The following is a 17,990-nucleotide window of genomic DNA, read 5'->3' as shown; positions in this document are numbered from 1 at the left end:
GCGCGATGCCATCACATCCCGTCTCCAACAAATGCCATGCGCGTCAATGCAGGCGCTATGCGCCGATTTGACGACTCTTATATCTATCCAAGTGATACATGTTTGTTTGTTCAGCCCTCATTGCCCGGTCGAGTCTTTTTACTCATTATTATTTGTGTACAAAGAATTGCACTCAAAATAATATTTGTCAAGTTTTCACCGTCGCGAAGCGTTGCGAGAGTGTTAGAAAATGATGTCCAACAATCTTTCCCGGGTAGCGGCGGCAACAGCGAAGGAGGCGGTGGACTGCCCGGCCTTTGGGGAGATGTCCTTCCCCTCGAGGCGCGCGGTGACAATGCGATCCGGATTGAGGAACGGCAGCTGAAGAGTGCCAGGCCGATCGACCGGGCCGATACGGCAACGCAGCCGTCCCTCATCGACGCTGAATCCATTCATAGCCAGCGGCATGTCCGTCACAACGACCACCGTGCCGTTGATCGAAACCATCATTTCGCCGGCGCGGATCGTGGCCGTGAGGGGACCGGAAGGCGAGAGCATCGGCCCGATTTCGGCATCTTCACCGCGGTTGTGCAGTATCCACCCCTGCCAAGGGTCGACATCGACGATCCGCGCGACGGTCATCAAGGGCAGCAGGCCGGCCCAGATGTAGAAAGGATCCGTATCCCCCTGATCCAGCGCTTCGCCCGTCGTGGCATTGTAGTTTTCCGCCGCGATCCGCTGACCACGCCAGGATTTTGTGAAGAGATCGAAGGATTGGCGCGCCAGCTTCTCAGCTTCCATTGCAAAACCGTAGCGTTTGAGCCCAAGCCAGACGAGATAGTTGACGTTCGGCCAGATGCGGCCGCGCCAGTAGACATTTTCGGCGAAGGCAGGATCATCCCGCGTTGCGTTGGGCAACGCATATTCGCCGGCGAAAAGCGTCTCGTCCTCCAGGTGCACAAGAAGATGGCGTGCCTGTTCCTCCGAGGCCGCGCCGCACAAGAGCGGATAGAAGCTCGTCGGCGATAGCGAACGAACAAAACCACCGTCCCGTTGCCTGTTGGCGAAGATCTTGCGCTCGTCGTCCCACAATATGTCGCCGATCAAGCTGCGGCTGCGTTCAGCCAACAGGCGAAATTCCTGAGCTTCGGTAGCGCGGCCAAGCACGTCGGCTAGATTGGCGAGCATTTCGGCATCAACCGCCGCGACACAATTCAGGCCGAGATCGAATGTCGAAAGCGTGCGGGTGGCTGGATCGTAGACGGCTTCGTCATGGGTCGCCGAATTGTCCATGCCGGTCTCGTTGCGCGCGCCGAATGCGGTGCCCTTGTAGAGGGCCTCGCCGACGTCGGAAGAGCCGCAGGACAGCAGACCGCGTTGCTCCGGATCGCGGTTGGCGCGCCACCAGCGCTGGCAGCGTGCAAGAGCTTCGTAACTGGCCTCCACGATGGAGCGCTCACCGGACCGCTGGTAGAGATCCCACACCGTCAAGGAGCCAAGCGGCGGTTGGCTGCGATCCACCCAGGCGTCGTTCGATGTGACGATACAGGCGATATTGCCTTGCGGCGTGGCGCCGGCAAGCGCCGTTGCCATGTTCTCGCGCGCCAGATCGGCGTCGAAGAGGCCGGCAAGGAGCGCTGCGTAGGTTTGATCGTTGTACCAGACGGCGAATTTGCCAAGATTCCAGATACGCGTCACTGCGGTATAGGGACGGTGATTGGTCTCATCCCAGATCGTATTCCAGCCGACGATGTCGCGAATGGCGGCCAGCGCCTCGTCCGCCAGATCGGGCTCTGCATCCGTCTTGCCGAAGAGGGCGGCGCGTGCCTTGTCGATCGCCAGATCGGCGCGGTCGGCGACTGCGGCGGCATAGGCGCCGCTCCGCATCATTTCGAGATTGAACCGCAGGCCGAGGACAGGCGCCGAAAGCCGTCGGCTTCCAAGGTAGAAATAGCCATTCGTTTCGAAATCATCGCGCAAGGCCGCGATGCTGTCGTGGCCGGTGATCTGAACCGGCGCTTCCGCACTCGCTATCGCGACATAACGCTGGCCGATCTTGATCAGCGCAACGCCGGCATTTTCGTCATAGGTGACTGCTTCCCCATTGTCCGACGAGATCGCGAGCGTAACCCAGAAGCGCAGACCCCACTCACCGGACTTTATCGTCTCCCAGCCGCCGCACAGGACGAACGGAGCGGGTTTTGTCCAATGGAAGGAAAGGCTTGTTCCGGAATGGTCGACTTCGAGCTCGACCCGCGAGCCGTCGATCTCATGCCGGCCGAGCCGCACCGTGTCGCGGCGCGGTTCTATGGCTGACGTCGAGCGGCTGCGCGTCGAATAGAGGATTGGCGTAAGCCGCACGCCCAGAGGCAGGAAGATCATTTCCGCAGGGCGGTCGGACCAGGAATTCCAGGCGCGTTTCAGTGGTATGGTGGCATGTTGCAACATGGCGATCAACGTTCCAGGCGAATGAGGCGCGGGGCGGAGGAAAGTCCGCAGGGATCGATTTGGTCCCCCTGATAAGGGGTTCCTGCGTAGTAGCGGTTGGCGGCGGTTGACGAAACGGAAATTTCGAGGAGATGCGTTCCAGCCTTCAGTTTGCCAAGCGAAAAACAGTATGGCGACCACGCCCGTCGTCCGACGACGCGGCCATCTATCGAGACCGTCGCCGCGGTATGCACGCTCGGCAATTCCAGAGACCATGCGCCGGGCTCGGTAAACTCGATTATGCGTCGGTAGATACCCGTGCCGGAACGGGTGGCAAAACCCTGTTCGTGCCATCCGCGATCGACTGTGATCATGTAAGTGTCTTCGGTATCGGAAAACCGCATTTCCCAGTTTCCGTCGAGTATGATCACGCCGTCGTCATTGGTCGAAACGGTAAGCTGCGGCGGAAGGGTGAGGCTCTGCTGCTCGGGAATGGCCGGTCTCAGGCGCAGGCATCGCAGCTCCTGCGGGTTGAGCACCACGATCAGTTCGGCGCAAGCCGGTTGAGCCGCTATCTCGCCGGTGTCGCACGACCAGACCTCCACGCGGAAACCGCCAGCGAGAGCTATATGCTCGCATGCGACCGCGTTGCCGTCGTTGAACAGGACGATGCGCCAGCCGCCGTCTTCGTCCTCGCCGATCCACCGCCACATTGGCTGAGCGTTTTCAGCGCCGATGCGTGGACCCTTATCGCCCAGCGTGCGCACCAGCTCGAGCACATCGGCGTGCATCGGGGCTTTGCCGAGCTGCGTCGCCGCTGGGCTGGGAGCGCAGCCGTCCTCTTCGACCAGCAGGATTCTTTCGATCTCTCCCGACGACCAGACATGGCCGCCGATTGATGCGAACCGGTTGAGCACGTCTATCGCCGGCCTGCTTTCCATGACGGATACGGCCGGCAGGACGACCGCCTCAAAAACCTGTCCCGAAATCTCGATCCCGTCGGGATGAAGCTGCGCCGTCGATAGGGCCTCTTCCGAAACGAACAGAAAATCGGTGCGGTTCTTCAAGAGCGCCTCGCTCCACAGGCCGACATGGGATGCATGCAGGTGCCGCGGCCCTTCGGACCAGGCGGTGTGAAGCGGATAGAGGATTGCGACGCGCATCAGCGGACGGCCGGGCTCCATGAAGGCGGATAGGCGCGCCGTCTCCGAGGCAAAGAGATCGTGAACGAACCACCAGGGTTCGAAGTTCAGCCCCGGTGGGAAATCGAAGCGGGGATTGACGAAGGGCGTCGGGTCATCATCCCGTCCATCCGTCTGGTAGAGGCCGTGCCAGATGGACTGCCGCATGCCGAGGCAATGAAGCCGGATGGCGTGGGCGCGCATCGTTTCCAGCGTCAGTTCCCATTGACCGGCGGCGCGGACCGGGCTGCGCAGCGCCGTCGCATAGGTTTCGACGATGCAGCGGCTGCGGCCATTGGCGCGCGCCACGGAATCGGCAAGCTTCGGAGCGAGCTGAGCCGAAAAATTGTTGGCGTCCGCCGCCGTCATATCGCGAAAGGAATCGATGCCGAAAAAGTCGACCGCCGGTGCGATCCGTGGATCGATGCCGCTAAAGCCGCCATTGAGGCTCCAGCTACCAACATGCGGGAGGATCTCGTGCCCCGTCATGGCGAGGCCCCTTTGTTGCGCCCATTGCCGCAACGTGCCGAAGAACGCGCTGTTCGTCAGCTCCGACACGGCTGCGTAGAGCCGGGCGCGGACGATGGGGGTCCTCGGGCCGATATCGATGACGAGCGCCAACAGCGCAGTGCCGAGCGGCAGTCCTGTCCGGCTTTCGATCGCTGCCGCAAGCGAAGAGGAAAAGGGCAGGCTGTTTTCCAGGTTTCCGGTAAGCTGGTCCCAGCGATAGAAACCGGGCGCCGGCTGGTCGTAGAAGATATGGCTGACCGGATCCGGGATCAGTCCATCCAGAGCGGTCACAAGCGGCTCCAGCCCGCGCTCGATGAAACTCTCCGCCGCCTCCGGCAAGAGATAGTTTATGAGGTGCGAGGTGAGGCTTCGGGCGCTCAGGAATACGGTCAGGATAAAGCCGTCCGGCACGTCTCGAGCAAACTCGAAACGGCAGGATTGCTCCCCTGCCTCAACGATCTTCGTCAAGTGGGTGACATCAGTGATTTGCTCGGGCCTGGCGAGGTTGACAGCTGGATGAAGCAGGGCGGCCTCCAGTGTCCAATCGCACCAGGCGGGCTCGCCGCCTTCATATTGCCACTCCAGAATATGCGCGCTCATGCCGGCTGCCCACGGGACGCGAATGCCGGTGATGGCACCTCCACGCTGAGAACCTTGTGACCAGAACAAGTGTCGTTCGCGCAGGCCGTCCCGGCCTTTGACAGTTCGCCCAGCGGCCTGACCGCTGATCCAGTTGTAGTCGTCGTAGATGCCGGCGCTCATCCCGAGTTCGGCGGCAATCTCCATCGCATCGCGGTAAGCGGCAATGAAGGCATCGGAGAGATAGTCTTGTCGCGGCATGGATAGCCGTGCCTGCACGTAGATGGTGCTGATCCCGCGTGCCTTGAAATCCGTAAGCTGGCGGCTCGAGGTTCGGGTGTCCGGAATACTGTGCCAGAACCAATAGGCCGCAGGCTGGAAGGCGATGGAGGGTGCCTCAAACAGCGCTTGCGTCGCTCTATCGCCGGCCGAGAGGTGTTGCGACATGTCTTCGCCTCCTCAATGCGCCGCCGAGTGGGCTTGTAGGAGTGCGCTGGTGATGTCGTCCCATGCCGGCTTGTCCGGCGCAAACCGCGCCCGAACATAGGCCGTCAGATCGGCAATGGCGTCGTCGCTCAGCGTTTCGCGGAACGACGGCATCGACATCACCTCCGGCGCTGCCCCCGCCGAGGTTTCGGCGAGGATCGCGGGAGCGTCGACGCCGCCAAGGATGGCCTGCAAAAGGTTGTCCGGGGTCGCGGCGTGCAGATTTCCGTTCAGCGCAAGCGGGGCCAGGATCGTGCCGTCGCCATGACAGGAGGCGCAGGCGCCCTCGAACACACGCTGGCCACGCGGCGCGGTCCGCAACGCGCTTGTCCTTGCCGTCTCGGCCGAGGCTATCGCAGTCTTGGCTTCCTCCACCGTATCGGCGTTGCCTGCCGATGGATTGAGACTGGCGAGATAGCCGGCCATGGCCCGGATATCGCTGTCGGGAAGTGGCTTCATGACGTCGACGACCTTGGCCATGGGGCCGGCTGCGCTGCCGTGCTGCGCGGCATGCCCGGTCCGCAGATAGTCGTAGAAGGCGTCGGCCGTCCAGGTGACCGGTCCCGCCGTTGCGCCATTGAGCGCCGGAGCCCGCCAGCCGTCGGCAAAACCGCCGGCAAGATGGGCTGCTCCCGTTTTCTCGGCGCCGAGCGGGTTCCGGTCCGTGTGACAGGCGGAACAATGTCCGAGCGTTTCGACGAGGTAGGCACCGCGATTCCAGGCCGCATCCCGGGCCGGATCGTATCGGAAGCTCTCCGTCTTGTGGAACAGCATGTTCCATCCGGCCATCAGCGGCCGGATGTTGAAGGGGAAGGAGAGCGCCGTCTCCGGCGCCTTGGCCGCAATCGGCGCCTGGGTCATCAGATAGGCATAGAGCGCCTGGAGGTCGGCATCTTCTGCGCCGGCGAAGGATGTGTAGGGGTGGGCGGGATAGAGGTGATGGCCATCGCGGCTCACGCCTTCGCGCATGGCGCGCTCGAAGGCGGTATAGGACCAGTTGCCGATGCCATGGTCAGGATCTGGCGTGATATTGGTGGCGTAAACTAGGCCGAAGGGCGTCTCAAACCGTCGTCCGCCCGCAAAGGCAGCGCCGTTTTCGCCCGCGTGGCAGACATTGCATGCGCCTATCGCAGCGGCGAGCCGGCCGCGTTCGATTGTGGCCGCGCTGTAAACGCCGGGATCCGGGCGCTGGATCGTCGGGATGGACGGCCGCCAGGGTGATGCCATGGTAACGACGCCGGCAAGCGCTGCCGCGACGCCTGTCAACGAAAGGCCGAGATTCCACCATTTGCGACGGGCGGGTGCCGGCGGTGGCGGCGACGTATTCGTCCCGTTCAATCCGGCAAGGATCGCCTCCGGTGTCAGGGGAAGCTCGCGGAAACGCACGCCGGTTGCGTCATAGACCGCATTGGCGATGGCCGCTGCACTCGGCACGGAGGCGGACTCGCCGACGCCGAGCGGCGGCTCGTCCGGGCGCGGCACGAGCAGTACGTCGATATCGGGCACCTCCGGGAAGGTGATGAGCGGATAGCCGCCCCATTCCCTGGAGATCACGGCGGTCTCGGAGAATTCCACCTTTTCCTTGAGCACGCGGCTCGTCGATTGAATGATGTTGCCATGGATCTGGTGGCGCACGCCATCAGGGTTGATTATCAGGCCGGAGTCCTGTCCGCAGATCACCTTGATGACCGCGATCTCGCCCGTCTTGCGATTGACCGCGACATCGGTAACCCAGGCTGCCCAGGCGGCGGCCGTTCCGGGGAATTTTCCATGGACGTAAACGGCGTAGGCAAAGCCGCGGCCGTAGAGAAGGTCGCCTTCGCCGCCGAGGGTACCCCAGGTGGTGTGCGGCACCCATTTCGCCCGCTCGGCCACGGCATGCACAAGATCGATCGCGCGCGGATCCTGCAGGTAGCGCAGACGATATTCGATCGGATCGACCTTTGCCGCCGCCGCCAGCTCGTCGATATAGCACTCATGCGCGAAGGTGTTCGGCATCGCCGAGACGCCGCGGAACCAGGAGGCACGCGCGATCGGCGGCATGTCATGCACGGTAACGCGCAGATTTCCATAGGCATAGGGCGGGATCGCCGTGCGGTCGCCCATCTGGACGACCTCGGGGAGGGGGGCTACCTTGCCGGTCAGGACTAGGGCAAGTGTCGGCGCAAGGTTCGAAGGATACCGGGTCTCGAAGTCGTAGGCTGCCGGCCCACCTTCGAGGTCGAGACCACCGCGGACATCCATGATCTGGGCTGCCCCCTTCGGCTCCCAGGCATGCTCTTGCTCGCGGGTCAGCTGCACGCGGACCGGTGCGCCGACCGCGCGTGAAAGAAGGGCCGCATCGGCCGTCACGTCGTCGGCGCAATTGCGCCCGTAACAACCGGCGGCCTCGAGCCGTTCCACGACGATGTCGTCTTTCGACATGTCGAGCAGCAGCGCCAGGTCGCGTTGCATCGGGAAGGGGTTCTGCGTGCCCGACCAGACGGTGAGCCCGTCCGGTCGATAGTCGGCCACCGCGCAGGATGGTCCGATGGATCCATGCATCTGATAGGGCCAGACATAGGTCCGGTGTATCGGATGGGTGCTTGCCTCGATAGCGAGATCGACATTGCCGCGATCGGCCAGCTTGCGCGGCGTTGCCGGATTGGCGCGCAAGGCATTTTCCGGCCGATTGAGATCCGGGCGCAGCGGCGGCTCGCGCCATTCGACCTTGAGCGCCTTCATCGCCGCGATTGCATTTTCTTCCCGGGTCGCGATGACGCCGACAAAGTCGCGATCGGCCACAACAGCGATCAGGCCGTCGATATGAGCGACCGAGCCTTCATCTACGGCGATAAGGCTGTTACCGACATTCACGCCATGATCGAACCCGGCATAGGGTGGGCGAACGACGCGGCCGTGCAGCATGCCAGGCAGTCTGACGTCATGGACATAGGTCCATTGGCCGGTGGCTTTGGCGGGAATGTCCACACGGGGGCGTGCAGAGCCGACGATCCGATAGCTTGAAACCTGCTTCAGCGGCACGGAAGGATCAAGGACGAGCTGTTCGTCGGCGCCCTTGACGAGTTCGCCATAGTCGATGGCCAGATTGCCGTCGCCTTGATCACGGACCACGCCGTCTTCGATGACGAGGCGGTCAGGGTCGATGTCAAAAAGCGTCGCGGCGCGCGTGAGCAGGTAGCGTCTGGCCGTGGCCGCAGCCTGCTTCAGCGGCAGGGCGGTTACCTGAATGGTTTCGCTTGCAATCGTCGCTCCCTGGTCGGGACCTGTCACGGTGCTTCCCAATACCATTTCAACGGACGTAAAATCGACATCCAGTTCCTCGGCGACGATCTGCGTCAGGGCCGTGCGTATACCCGTTCCGAGGTCGACATGGCCGTTATAGGCCCGGACTTTGCCATCAGCGCCCACCTCAAGGAATAGCGGCCCCTCCGTTGAGCCGGCATGAACGCGAAGCGAACCGGAGATATCGCGTGCCGGGTTTGCGGCCTGCATTTCGGACATCATTGCTCTACCCCATCATGCAGCCCGCCATCGGCGTCACGATCGGCCCGTTCGCTCGAATAGAGGACAGCTCGGCGCGCGGCGGCAAGAATTTCCATGTGTGTTCCGCAGCGGCAAAGATGATGCCGCAGCGCCTCGCGGATATCCTCTTCGGTCGCATCCGCTCTGCGTGAGACCAGGGCGGCAATGGCGATGATCATGCCGTTCAGACAGTAGCCGCATTGGGCGGCATTCTCGTCGACGAACGCGCGCTGGACGGGGTGCAGGCCACGGTCGCCGGCCAGACCTTCCAGGGTGGTGATGGCGCGGGTTCCGATGGCCGAAAGGGGAGTGACACAGGAACGGACCGCCCGCCCGTCGACCAAGACCGCGCAGGCACCGCATTCGCCCAGCCCACAGCCGAATTTCGGACCGTTCAGGGCAAGGTCATTGCGTAGTACGTAGATCAGAGGGGTGTCAGCTGCGCATTCGATGGAGTGCGCGGCGCCATTGACGCGAATTTCGAACGTCCGTGCGATCATTGCGCGCGTCCTCGCTTGTCACGATATGCGCGACTGCCGCGACGATGCCCGTACGCCGCAACCGGTGTTGCCAGCATTCTTAACATCCCAGTCTTTGGGTCGGCACCTTAGCCGGTGTCGACATGTTATGCCCCAACTTTGTGGCCTGCGGTGTAACTCAACGAGGCTCGTCAGGGTCGTTCCCATTTATATAAATAGCGTATACACTTGTTATTGGCCTGTGACAAGGGTGGTAGGCTCATGATATTCTGCCCGAAAATGCGGCGATTGATCAAAAATTGACGCAATAATTTTGATGCTTGCATGAAAATTGCGCTTGCCAATTATAGCGTATACACTTATTTTTATGAGAAAAGATAAATGACCATGCGACGCTCGCAGGTCAACGAATAAGGGGTTCGCATGTCAGGCGACAAACAGAAAATTGCAATCATCGGAGCCGGTCTGGGTGGTGCGGTGGCGGGCTCGCTTCTGCAACATGCAGGCTTCGATGTAGATGTATACGAACAGGCGCCGACCTTCGCACGGCTCGGCGCGGGCATTCACATGGGCCCGAACGTATTGAAGATCTTCGAGCGGATCGGGGTTGCCGAGAAGGTCGTCTCGATCAGCAGCACGCCGAAATTCTGGTTCAGCCGCGACGGGCTTTCGGGAGACTATCTCTCTCGCATTCCTCTCGACGGCTATGGCGCTACCTATTGCACTGTCCATCGCGGCGATCTCCAGCAGCTCCAGTGTGAGACGCTGCAGCCCGGCAGCCTGCATTTCAACAAAAAGCTGGTCCGGATCGACGATAACGGCAGCGATGTTCAACTCGAGTTTGAAGAGGGAAGCTCGGCGCGCGCCGATATCGTCATCGGTGCCGATGGCATCAATTCCAAGATGCGCGAAGTTCTGCTCGGCTTTGAAAAGCCCCACTACAGTGGTTGGGTCGGTCATCGCGCCCTGATCAACGCCGGGAAGCTGCAGAAATATGGTCTCGATTTCGAAGATTGCGTGAAATGGTGGGGGCCTGACCGCCACATGATGGTCTATTACACGACCGGCCGTCGCGACGAATATTACTATGTCACCGGCGTTCCGCATGCAGCCTGGGAGTTCGAGACTGCCTTCGTCGATAGCAGCCGCGAGGAAATGTCGGAGGCGTTCTCGGGCTATCACCCGATAATCCAGGCGCTGATCGAATCGACCGACGTCGTCACCAAGTGGCCACTCTTCAACAGGAGCCCGCTGCCGCTCTGGAGTCAGGGCCGCATGGTGATGCTCGGCGATGCCTGTCATCCGATGAAGCCGCATATGGCCCAGGGTGCCGCGATGGCGATCGAGGACGCCGCCATGCTGACGCGCTGCCTCGTTGAAACCGGGATCAGCGACTACGCAACGGCCTTCAGGCTCTATGAGGTCAATCGTCGTGAGCGCGCGACGCGCGTTCAGTCCGTTTCCAATGCCAACACCTTCCTGCTCGAACAGGAAGATCCATCCTGGGTCTATGGTTACGACATCTATGCCGAACCGCTGCGCAGCGAGAGCGCAGCATGACCGCGACCTATCTCTACGGCGCCAACGTGTTCGCCAACGGCATTCGCCAGCATTACCTGCGTTATGGCGGCAAGGGCCCCGTCGTCCTGCTGATCCCTGGGATTACCAGTCCGGCCGTCACATGGGGATTTGTCGCTGAGCAGCTAGGCCGGCGCAACGACGTCTATGTGCTCGACGTGCGTGGTCGTGGTCTGTCATCGACCGGCCCCGGTCTCGACTATGGTCTCGATGCGATGGCGGATGATGCGGCAGCCTTCGCCAAGGCACTGCAGCTCGATCGGCCGGCAATTCTCGGTCATTCGATGGGTGCGCGCATCGCCATTCGTGCCTCGGTTCGCTCACCGGGTATTTTCCGCAAGCTTGCGCTCGTCGATCCACCTGTCTCCGGCCCCGGCCGGCGGCCCTATCCGAGTAAGCTGCCCTGGTATGTCGATTCCATCCGGCTGGCCGAAAAGGGAATCGATATCGAAGGGATGCGCGCCTTTTGCCCGACATGGACGCAGGAACAGCTGCAGCTTCGGGCCGAATGGCTCCATACCTGCTACGAGCCTGCCATCGTCAAGGCGTTCGAGGATTTCCATAGCGACGACATCTTCGCGGATCTCCCCAGGCTCAACCTGCCTGCCATGCTGATGGTGGCGGGTCGCGGCGGGGTCATCGAAACGCAGGACGAGGCGGAGATCCGCTCGCTCTATCCGTCGATCGAGATAACGCGTGTCCCGAATGCTGGGCATATGATCCCGTGGGATGACTTTGACGGCTTCTTCCTGGCCCTCGGCGATTTTCTGGTCGACTGACATCAAGGGGTGGCGATGCCGCCCCTTTTTCATTTTCTCTCTTCGTATGAAGGATATGCTCGTGCAGAAGCTCTATCGGATCGGCCAAATCGTTCCCAGCTCCAACACTACGATGGAAACGGAAATTCCCGCCATGCTGATGGCGCGTCAGGGCATCCGTCCGGAGCGCTTCACGTTTCATTCGAGCCGCATGCGAATGAAGACCGTCAGCAAGGATGAGCTGGCGGCGATGGATGCCGAGTCCGATCGCTGCGCGGCCGAACTCTCCGATGCCCGGGTCGATGTGCTGGGCTACGCCTGCCTGGTGGCGATTATGGCTATGGGCCTTGGTTATCACCGCCAGTCGGAAACCCGGCTGCGTGGCCGCACAATCGAGAATGGCGCCGATATCCCCGTCGTGACCAGCGCCGGCGCGCTGATCGAGGGGTTGAAGACGATGAAGGCAAAACGCATCGCCGTCGTCGCGCCTTACATGAAGCCGCTGACCGAGCTCGTCGTCAACTATATCCGCGAAGAGGGCTTCGACGTCGTCGATTGGCGGGCGCTGGAAATTCCGGACAATCTTGAGGTTGGCCGGCACGATCCGGAAAATCTGCCGGCAATCGTCGCCAGCCTCGATCTTGCGAATGTCGACGTCATCGTGCTGTCGGCCTGCGTCCAGATGCCATCGCTTCCAGTCATTGCCAAGGTCGAGGCCATGACCGGCAAGCCGGTCGTCACGGCTGCTGTTGCCACGACCTATTGCATCCTGAAATCGCTTGGTCTCGAAGCGGTCGTGCCGGGGGCCGGCGCGCTTCTGTCCGGTGCCTATTGAGGAGAATGTCATGACAAGCGCCGAAGCCAATTATCAGGGTGTCTGGGGAAATCGTATCGGCTTTGGCCGCGCGCCGGCACTCCTCGTCATTGATTTTCTAAAGGCCTACACAGTCGAGGGCGCGCCGCTCTACGCGCCGGGCGTCGTCGACGCGGTCGCAAGGACACCGGAGCTTTTGGCGGCCGCTCGCTCAAACGGCATTCCCGTCATCCACACGCGCATTCTCTATTTCGCCGACAATTGCGCCGATGGCGGCGTCTGGGTGCAGAAGGCGCCTGTGATGAAGGCGATGGTCGAAGGTAACGTGCTTGCCGAATTCTGCGATGGCGTCGAGCCCGCCGATGGCGAGCTGGTGATCGTCAAGCAGTATGCGAGCGCCTTTTTCGGTACCAGCCTTGCCTCCTATCTGCATACGCTCGGGATCGACACCGTCGTGCTTGCAGGCTGCTCGACCAGCGGCTGCATCCGGGCGAGTGCCGTCGATGCCGTGCAACACGGCTTCCGCACGATCGTGGTGCGCGATTGCGTCGGCGACCGTCACCCCGACCCGCACAATGCCAATCTCTTCGACATCGACAGCAAATATGGCGACGTCATCCCGTTGAGCGAGGCTATTGCTGAAATCGCCAAGGTCAAGTCCGACTGTCCATAAACTGGACGAAACACCTAAGCCTGCAAACAAGATAAGGGAACGAGTATGGATCAGTTCAGCTTCACGGAAATATGCCTGCATCAATTGAAGATGTCGGGCGTTCATGAGGGCGAAAAGCTTATCGTCCTGACCCAAGGCAACGAACGCCTCGATTATGCGGATGCTTTCATGGCGGCTGGTATGCGTCTCGGCGCGAAAATGTATCACATGCGTATGCCGCCAGTTCCGCCGGCAGGTGCATGGGCCGTCGGTCAGACCGGACTGGCAGCCATGCCGGATGCGGTGGAAGCCCTCAAGGCCGCAGACATGGTCATTGATTGCATCTTCCTGCTTTTCAGCCCGGAACAGATGGCGATCCAGGCATCCGGCACGCGCATCCTGACTGCGGTGGAGCCGCCGGAAGTTCTCGCTCGTATGCTGCCGACGAAAGAGCTGCGCGAGCGCGTGGAATTTGGCGGCGAACTTCTGTCCAAAGCCAAGGTGATGCGTATCACCTCCAAGCACGGGACTGATGTCACCTATAAGCTCAACACTTATCCCGCGATCACCGAATACGGGTGCACGGATGAGCCAGGCCGCTGGGACCATTGGCCGTCAGGCTTCGTGTTTACCGGCGGTGACGATGACGGTGTCGATGGCACGATTGTCGTTGCTCCGGGGGACATCCTGCTGCCGCAAAATATGTATGTGCGCGATCCGATCATCTACACGATCGAAAACGGCTGGATCACCGACATTCGCGGCGGTCTCGACGCCGAACTCGTCAAGTCTTACATGGCCGGCTTCAACGATCCGCGCGGCATGGGCATGAGCCACGTTGGCTGGGGTCTCAATCAGAACGCCAAGTGGCATCGCATGGCGCCTGGCGAATTCCCGGGTGGCATGGGCATGGAAGCTCGCTCCTTCTACGGCAACGTGATGTTCTCGACCGGCCCGAACAACGAACTCGGCGGTCCGAACGACACGGCATGCCATCTGGATATCCCGATGCGCAATTGCAGCCTTTTCCTGGACGACGAGCCGATGGTTCTCGACGGCGATATCGCGGTCAAGGAAATGCAGCACACGTTCGGCTAAGCAATCCCAGGAAAATCGCGCGGCGGTTTTCCGTTCGGAATTTCGTAAAGCAATAGGTCAGAGCGTTTCAGCGAAATGCTCTGGGCATCCAAGGTTTCAGATAAGATAAACCCGAAAAGGGAACCCAACGGCTTCCGGCCGCCTGACAGGGCGGTCGGCAACGTGACGTCAGATCACGCACTGCGAATAGACTGCATATTCACAAAATAGATTCGATCAAAGATCGTGAGGGGTCCATATGCAATCACCAATTACCATTGAGCAAGGCATTCAGGCGGCGGGAGTCGGCCGTTTTCAACATACGCTGTTCGTCATCTTCGGCCTCGTCTGGGCAGCCGATGCCATGCAGGTGCTGGCCATCGGCTTCAGTGCGCCGTCGATTGCGGCAAGTTTCGGCGTAACGGTTCCACAGGCCCTGCAGACAGGGACGCTGTTCTTTCTGGGCATGCTGGTCGGCGCCTTCGTGTTCGGGCGCCTGGCGGATCGCATCGGCCGCAGGCCGGTCCTGTTTGCTGCTATCATCCTCGATGCCGTGTTTGGCGTGGCCTCGGCTTTTGCGCCCGACCTGCAATGGCTCTGCGTCGCGCGCTTCCTGACGGGGCTTGGTGTTGGTGGAACCCTGCCGGTCGACTACGCCATGATGGCTGAGTTCCTTCCCGCCAATCGCCGCGGACGCTGGCTTGTGTTGCTTGAAGGTTTCTGGGCCGTTGGGACGGTGGCACTCGCGTTGCTCGCGCTCGCCGCCGGCAGCCATGGCGGCGAAGCCTGGAGAACGATTTTCTTTGTGACCGGCCTGCCGGCTCTCATTGGCGTCGTCTTGCGTTTCTATGTTCCGGAGTCGCCGCTTTATCTCAACCGCAACGGGCGTTCCGATAGTGCGCGAAAGGTTCTGCAAAGGGTCGCCAATACGAATGGGGTGAAAACGGAAATTCCCCCGCTTGTTCCGCAAACGCCAGAGAAAAAATCCATCGCAGCAATCCTGTCGCCGGCCCTTCGTCGTCGCACGATCTTCCTGATGTTGGCCTGGTTGCTGATCTCAGTGTCGTACTACGGCGTGTTCGTCTATCTGCCGGTGAAACTGGCAAGCGATGGGTTCAGCTTCATTCGCGGGCAGCTCTTTCTTGTCATTCTGGCAATCGCGCAACTGCCTGGCTACGCGCTTGCCGCATACGGCGTGGAAAAATGGGGGCGTAAGCCGACGCTGATTGGCTTCTTGTTGTTGAGCGCCGTCGGAACGCTTGCCTATGGGCTTGGTCAGACTGCCGCCGTCGTCGTATCCGCAACGCTGCTTATGAGCTTTGCGCTGCTCGGAACATGGGGCGCCATCTATGCATTCACCCCGGAAATCTACCCGACCACGCTGCGGGCGAGCGGCATGGGCACCGCCGGTGCCATCGCCCGCCTGGGCGGACTGCTGGCGCCGTCCATCGTCGCTCCGATCATGGTTTCCAGCTTCGGGATGGCGCTGGGCATCATTTCCGGTCTTCTCGTGCTGTCGGCGGTCAGTGTCTTGCTGATCAACGTCGAGTCAAGGAACCAGGCGCTCGAATAGATCATGTGCGTGCCCGGCGGTACATCACGCCGCCGGGCTTCAACCGGAGCGGCCTTCGGTCCGGCCAAGCGGGCAGATTGGGGGCGTACCTTCTTTTGCGCGGGATTTTCCACAGGGATTGCCTTGTGATTTTCTCCTTTTTGGGAGAAGAAAATCCTGGGAGCACAGTGAGCGCCGCAATAATGGAAGAAGACCGGGAAGCAAGCAGAGCAGACGAGCAGGGACGCTATCGCGTAACCGAGCAGGTGGGACACCTGCTGCGCAAGGCCTATCAACGGCATCTTTCGATTTTTCAGGAGAATGCCACCGATCCCGATCTGACGTCGGTACAATTCGTGACGCTTTGCGCGTTGCACGATCAAGGCCCGATCTCGCAGGCTGAACTTGTCAAGGCGACGGCAGTCGACCAGGCGACGATAAGGGGGATCATTGAACGTCTTAGGGCCAGAGGCCTGGTTACGCTCGCGCGTGACGCGACTGACGGACGTAAGGTAATCGTCTCGCTGCTGCCCGCTGGCGAGGCAGTTTTGAATGACATGTATCCACGAGCCAAATTGATCTCGCAAAAGACGACGAGTCCGTTGAACGTTGCCGAGGAGGTTGCGTTGCTTTACCTGCTGAGAAAGATAGCGGACCACGAGGCGGCAAGCGAAGAGGCGCCTGATTGCATATGACGCCGTGGAGTTCATGACAATTTCTACCGCCCAGGCTCGGGACAGGAAGGCTTAACTCGCCACCAAGCATGGGTGGTTGGCAGGCGCGGCTTCGCTCTATTTCTCGGGACCCTCGCGTCGAATTCCACGTAATGCGCTTCAGAAAGTTCGCGTCCGTTCAAGAGCATTACTTCCGGTCTTCTCTTCGTCGGCAAGCACGCCGGCTTAACAGGATGATAAGATCGCGGGTTCCGATCCGCGTGATATATTCATCCGAATGAACAATTTTCGTAACTCTACGATTTGGTTGGTAATCGGCTCTTAGTCGACATTGAAATGACCTTCGTTGCGCTGTCTTTGCCAGGGTCAGGACCCATTGATAGGATGCGTTGGATGTGATTCAGGCTCTGCAAGGAGACTGATCATGAGCGACCTTTATTGGCTGACAGACAGGCAGATGGCGCGGCTTACGCCGTATTTTCCCAAGAGCCATGGCAAGCCCCGCGTGGATGACAGGCGAGTGCTGAGCGGGATTGCCTTCGTCAACTGCAACGGTTTGCGCTGGCGGGATGCGCCACGAGAATACGGACCACACAAGACGCTCTACAACAGGTGGAAAGGGTGGAGCGAGATGGGAGTATTTGGCCGAATGATGGAAGGGCTTGCCGCCGAGAATGCCGATCCGAAGACCGTCATGATTGATGCAACCTATTTGAAAGCGCACCCGCACGGCCTCGAGCCTGGGGTAAAAAGGGGGACCTTGGGCGGATGATCGGACGTACCAAAGGAGGCATGAACACAAAGCTTCACGCCTCGACCGATGCCAATGGCCGGCCGTTCAGCTCCTTCATGACCGCCGGTCAGATCAGCGACCAAACGGGTGCGGCGGCCTTGCTCGATGTACTACCAAAGGCCCAATGGATGTGCTTGCTGACCGAGGATATGACGCCGACTGGTTCAGGGATGCTCCGCAACAAAAGGGCATCAAGCCTTGTATTCCGGGCCCAAAATCTCGGATCACAACAGTAAAATACGACAAGCGAAGATACAGACGTCGCAACCGCATTGAGATCATGTTCGGTCGTCTGAAGGACTGGCGGCGCGTCGCCATGCGATATGACCGATCTCCTACCGTCTTCCTCTCCGCCATTGCTCTGGCTGCAGCCGTCATCTTCTGGCTTTGATCAACGAGATGCTGTAACGGGGCCTGCGCCGTGCACCACCAGCTCACGCATCTTGCAATTGCCCACGGCAACCTGTCGCTGTTCCCGTATTAGTCTCAATCGGAGGAATACGGAATGAAACTGTTTATCGGACTAGATGTATCACTAGCGAAGACTGCGGTCTGTGTGATCAACGAGCATGGAAAAATCGTAAAAGAAACGCAGGTTCCCAGTGATCCCCAGGCGATTGCAGACTTTGCGAACACCCTGGAGGGAGCGGTCGCTATCATCGGGCTGGAAGCCGGACCGCTGTCCCAGTGGCTGCATCGCGGTTTGACTGATGCCCGGCGGGACGTCGTCCTGATGGAAACCCGACAAGTGAAGGGTGCACTGAAGGCAATGCCGATCAAAACGGATCGGCGTGACGCTGAAGGGATTGCCCGGCTGCTTCAGCTGGGGTGGTTCAGGCCTGTACATTGCAAGTCCGTTTCGGCACAGGAGGTTCGCGCACTTTTGGCCGCCCGCAAGGCGATTCAGCAGGGCATGATCGCGCTGG

12 protein-coding genes and 1 pseudogene are annotated in these 17,990 nt (G+C 60.6%); 9 read left to right on the top strand and 4 right to left on the bottom strand.

The features are described 5' to 3' along the window. Positions 1-222: 222 nt before the first annotated feature. The 4 genes from ACIQWP_RS27850 to ACIQWP_RS27835 are packed head-to-tail and all read right to left on the bottom strand — an operon-like array spanning position 223 to position 9,187. Entirely contained in the window at positions 223-2,427 is a 2,205-nt protein-coding gene (locus ACIQWP_RS27850; RefSeq protein ID WP_402794583.1) for an MGH1-like glycoside hydrolase domain-containing protein, read from the bottom strand. A 5-nt stretch (positions 2,428-2,432) separates the two neighbouring features. Further along, a complete protein-coding gene (locus tag ACIQWP_RS27845; protein ID WP_402794580.1) occupies positions 2,433-5,123 on the bottom strand; it encodes a carbohydrate-binding protein in 2,691 nt (896 codons plus the stop codon). Between the two features lie 12 nt (positions 5,124-5,135). Next, the gene (locus tag ACIQWP_RS27840; RefSeq protein WP_402794577.1) at positions 5,136-8,669 is read right to left on the bottom strand and encodes a molybdopterin cofactor-binding domain-containing protein; all 3,534 of its coding nucleotides are present in this window, start codon (positions 8,667-8,669) and stop codon (positions 5,136-5,138) included. Further along, on the bottom strand, positions 8,666-9,187 hold the full coding sequence (locus ACIQWP_RS27835; protein WP_402794574.1) for a (2Fe-2S)-binding protein: 522 nt from the start codon (positions 9,185-9,187) through the stop codon (positions 8,666-8,668). Before ACIQWP_RS27835 ends, ACIQWP_RS27840 begins: the two co-directional genes overlap by 4 nt. Before the next feature lie 402 nt (positions 9,188-9,589). Between ACIQWP_RS27835 and ACIQWP_RS27830 the strand changes: the two genes are divergently transcribed. The 9 genes and pseudogenes from ACIQWP_RS27830 to ACIQWP_RS27790 all read left to right on the top strand — a co-directional run. Beyond that, a complete protein-coding gene (locus ACIQWP_RS27830) occupies positions 9,590-10,726 on the top strand; it encodes an FAD-dependent monooxygenase (RefSeq protein ID WP_402794571.1) in 1,137 nt (378 codons plus the stop codon). Then, complete coding sequence (locus ACIQWP_RS27825) at positions 10,723-11,523, top strand: alpha/beta fold hydrolase (protein ID WP_402794568.1); 801 nt, start codon at positions 10,723-10,725, stop codon at positions 11,521-11,523. The genes ACIQWP_RS27830 and ACIQWP_RS27825 overlap by 4 nt, the downstream gene beginning before the upstream one ends. Before the next feature lie 61 nt (positions 11,524-11,584). After that, positions 11,585-12,337, top strand: coding sequence for an Asp/Glu racemase (locus ACIQWP_RS27820; protein WP_402794565.1), 753 nt, complete (start codon positions 11,585-11,587; stop codon positions 12,335-12,337). Between the two features lie 10 nt (positions 12,338-12,347). Beyond that, on the top strand, positions 12,348-12,989 hold the full coding sequence (locus ACIQWP_RS27815; protein ID WP_402794562.1) for an N-carbamoylsarcosine amidohydrolase: 642 nt from the start codon (positions 12,348-12,350) through the stop codon (positions 12,987-12,989). 45 nt (positions 12,990-13,034) lie between these two features. Then, the gene (locus tag ACIQWP_RS27810; RefSeq protein ID WP_402794559.1) at positions 13,035-14,066 is read left to right on the top strand and encodes a leucyl aminopeptidase; all 1,032 of its coding nucleotides are present in this window, start codon (positions 13,035-13,037) and stop codon (positions 14,064-14,066) included. A 238-nt stretch (positions 14,067-14,304) separates the two neighbouring features. Next, positions 14,305-15,618: an MFS transporter gene (locus ACIQWP_RS27805; RefSeq protein WP_402794556.1), complete on the top strand. Its 1,314-nt coding sequence runs from the start codon at positions 14,305-14,307 to the stop codon at positions 15,616-15,618. Positions 15,619-15,800: 182 nt separating this feature from the next. Next, on the top strand, positions 15,801-16,292 hold the full coding sequence (locus ACIQWP_RS27800; protein ID WP_402794915.1) for a MarR family winged helix-turn-helix transcriptional regulator: 492 nt from the start codon (positions 15,801-15,803) through the stop codon (positions 16,290-16,292). Positions 16,293-16,695: 403 nt separating this feature from the next. After that, a pseudogene (locus tag ACIQWP_RS27795) lies at positions 16,696-17,455 on the top strand (IS5 family transposase). Between the two features lie 114 nt (positions 17,456-17,569). Next, positions 17,570-17,990: transposase (locus ACIQWP_RS27790; RefSeq protein ID WP_402794553.1), on the top strand; the 421-nt coding region annotated here is incomplete at its 3' end.

The sequence above is a fragment of the Rhizobium sp. NPDC090279 genome, assembly GCF_044769665.1.
Taxonomy (GTDB): domain Bacteria; phylum Pseudomonadota; class Alphaproteobacteria; order Rhizobiales; family Rhizobiaceae; genus Rhizobium.
The sequence above is the reverse complement of the archived record's forward strand: the minus strand, read 5'-3'. Positions and strand labels throughout refer to the sequence as shown.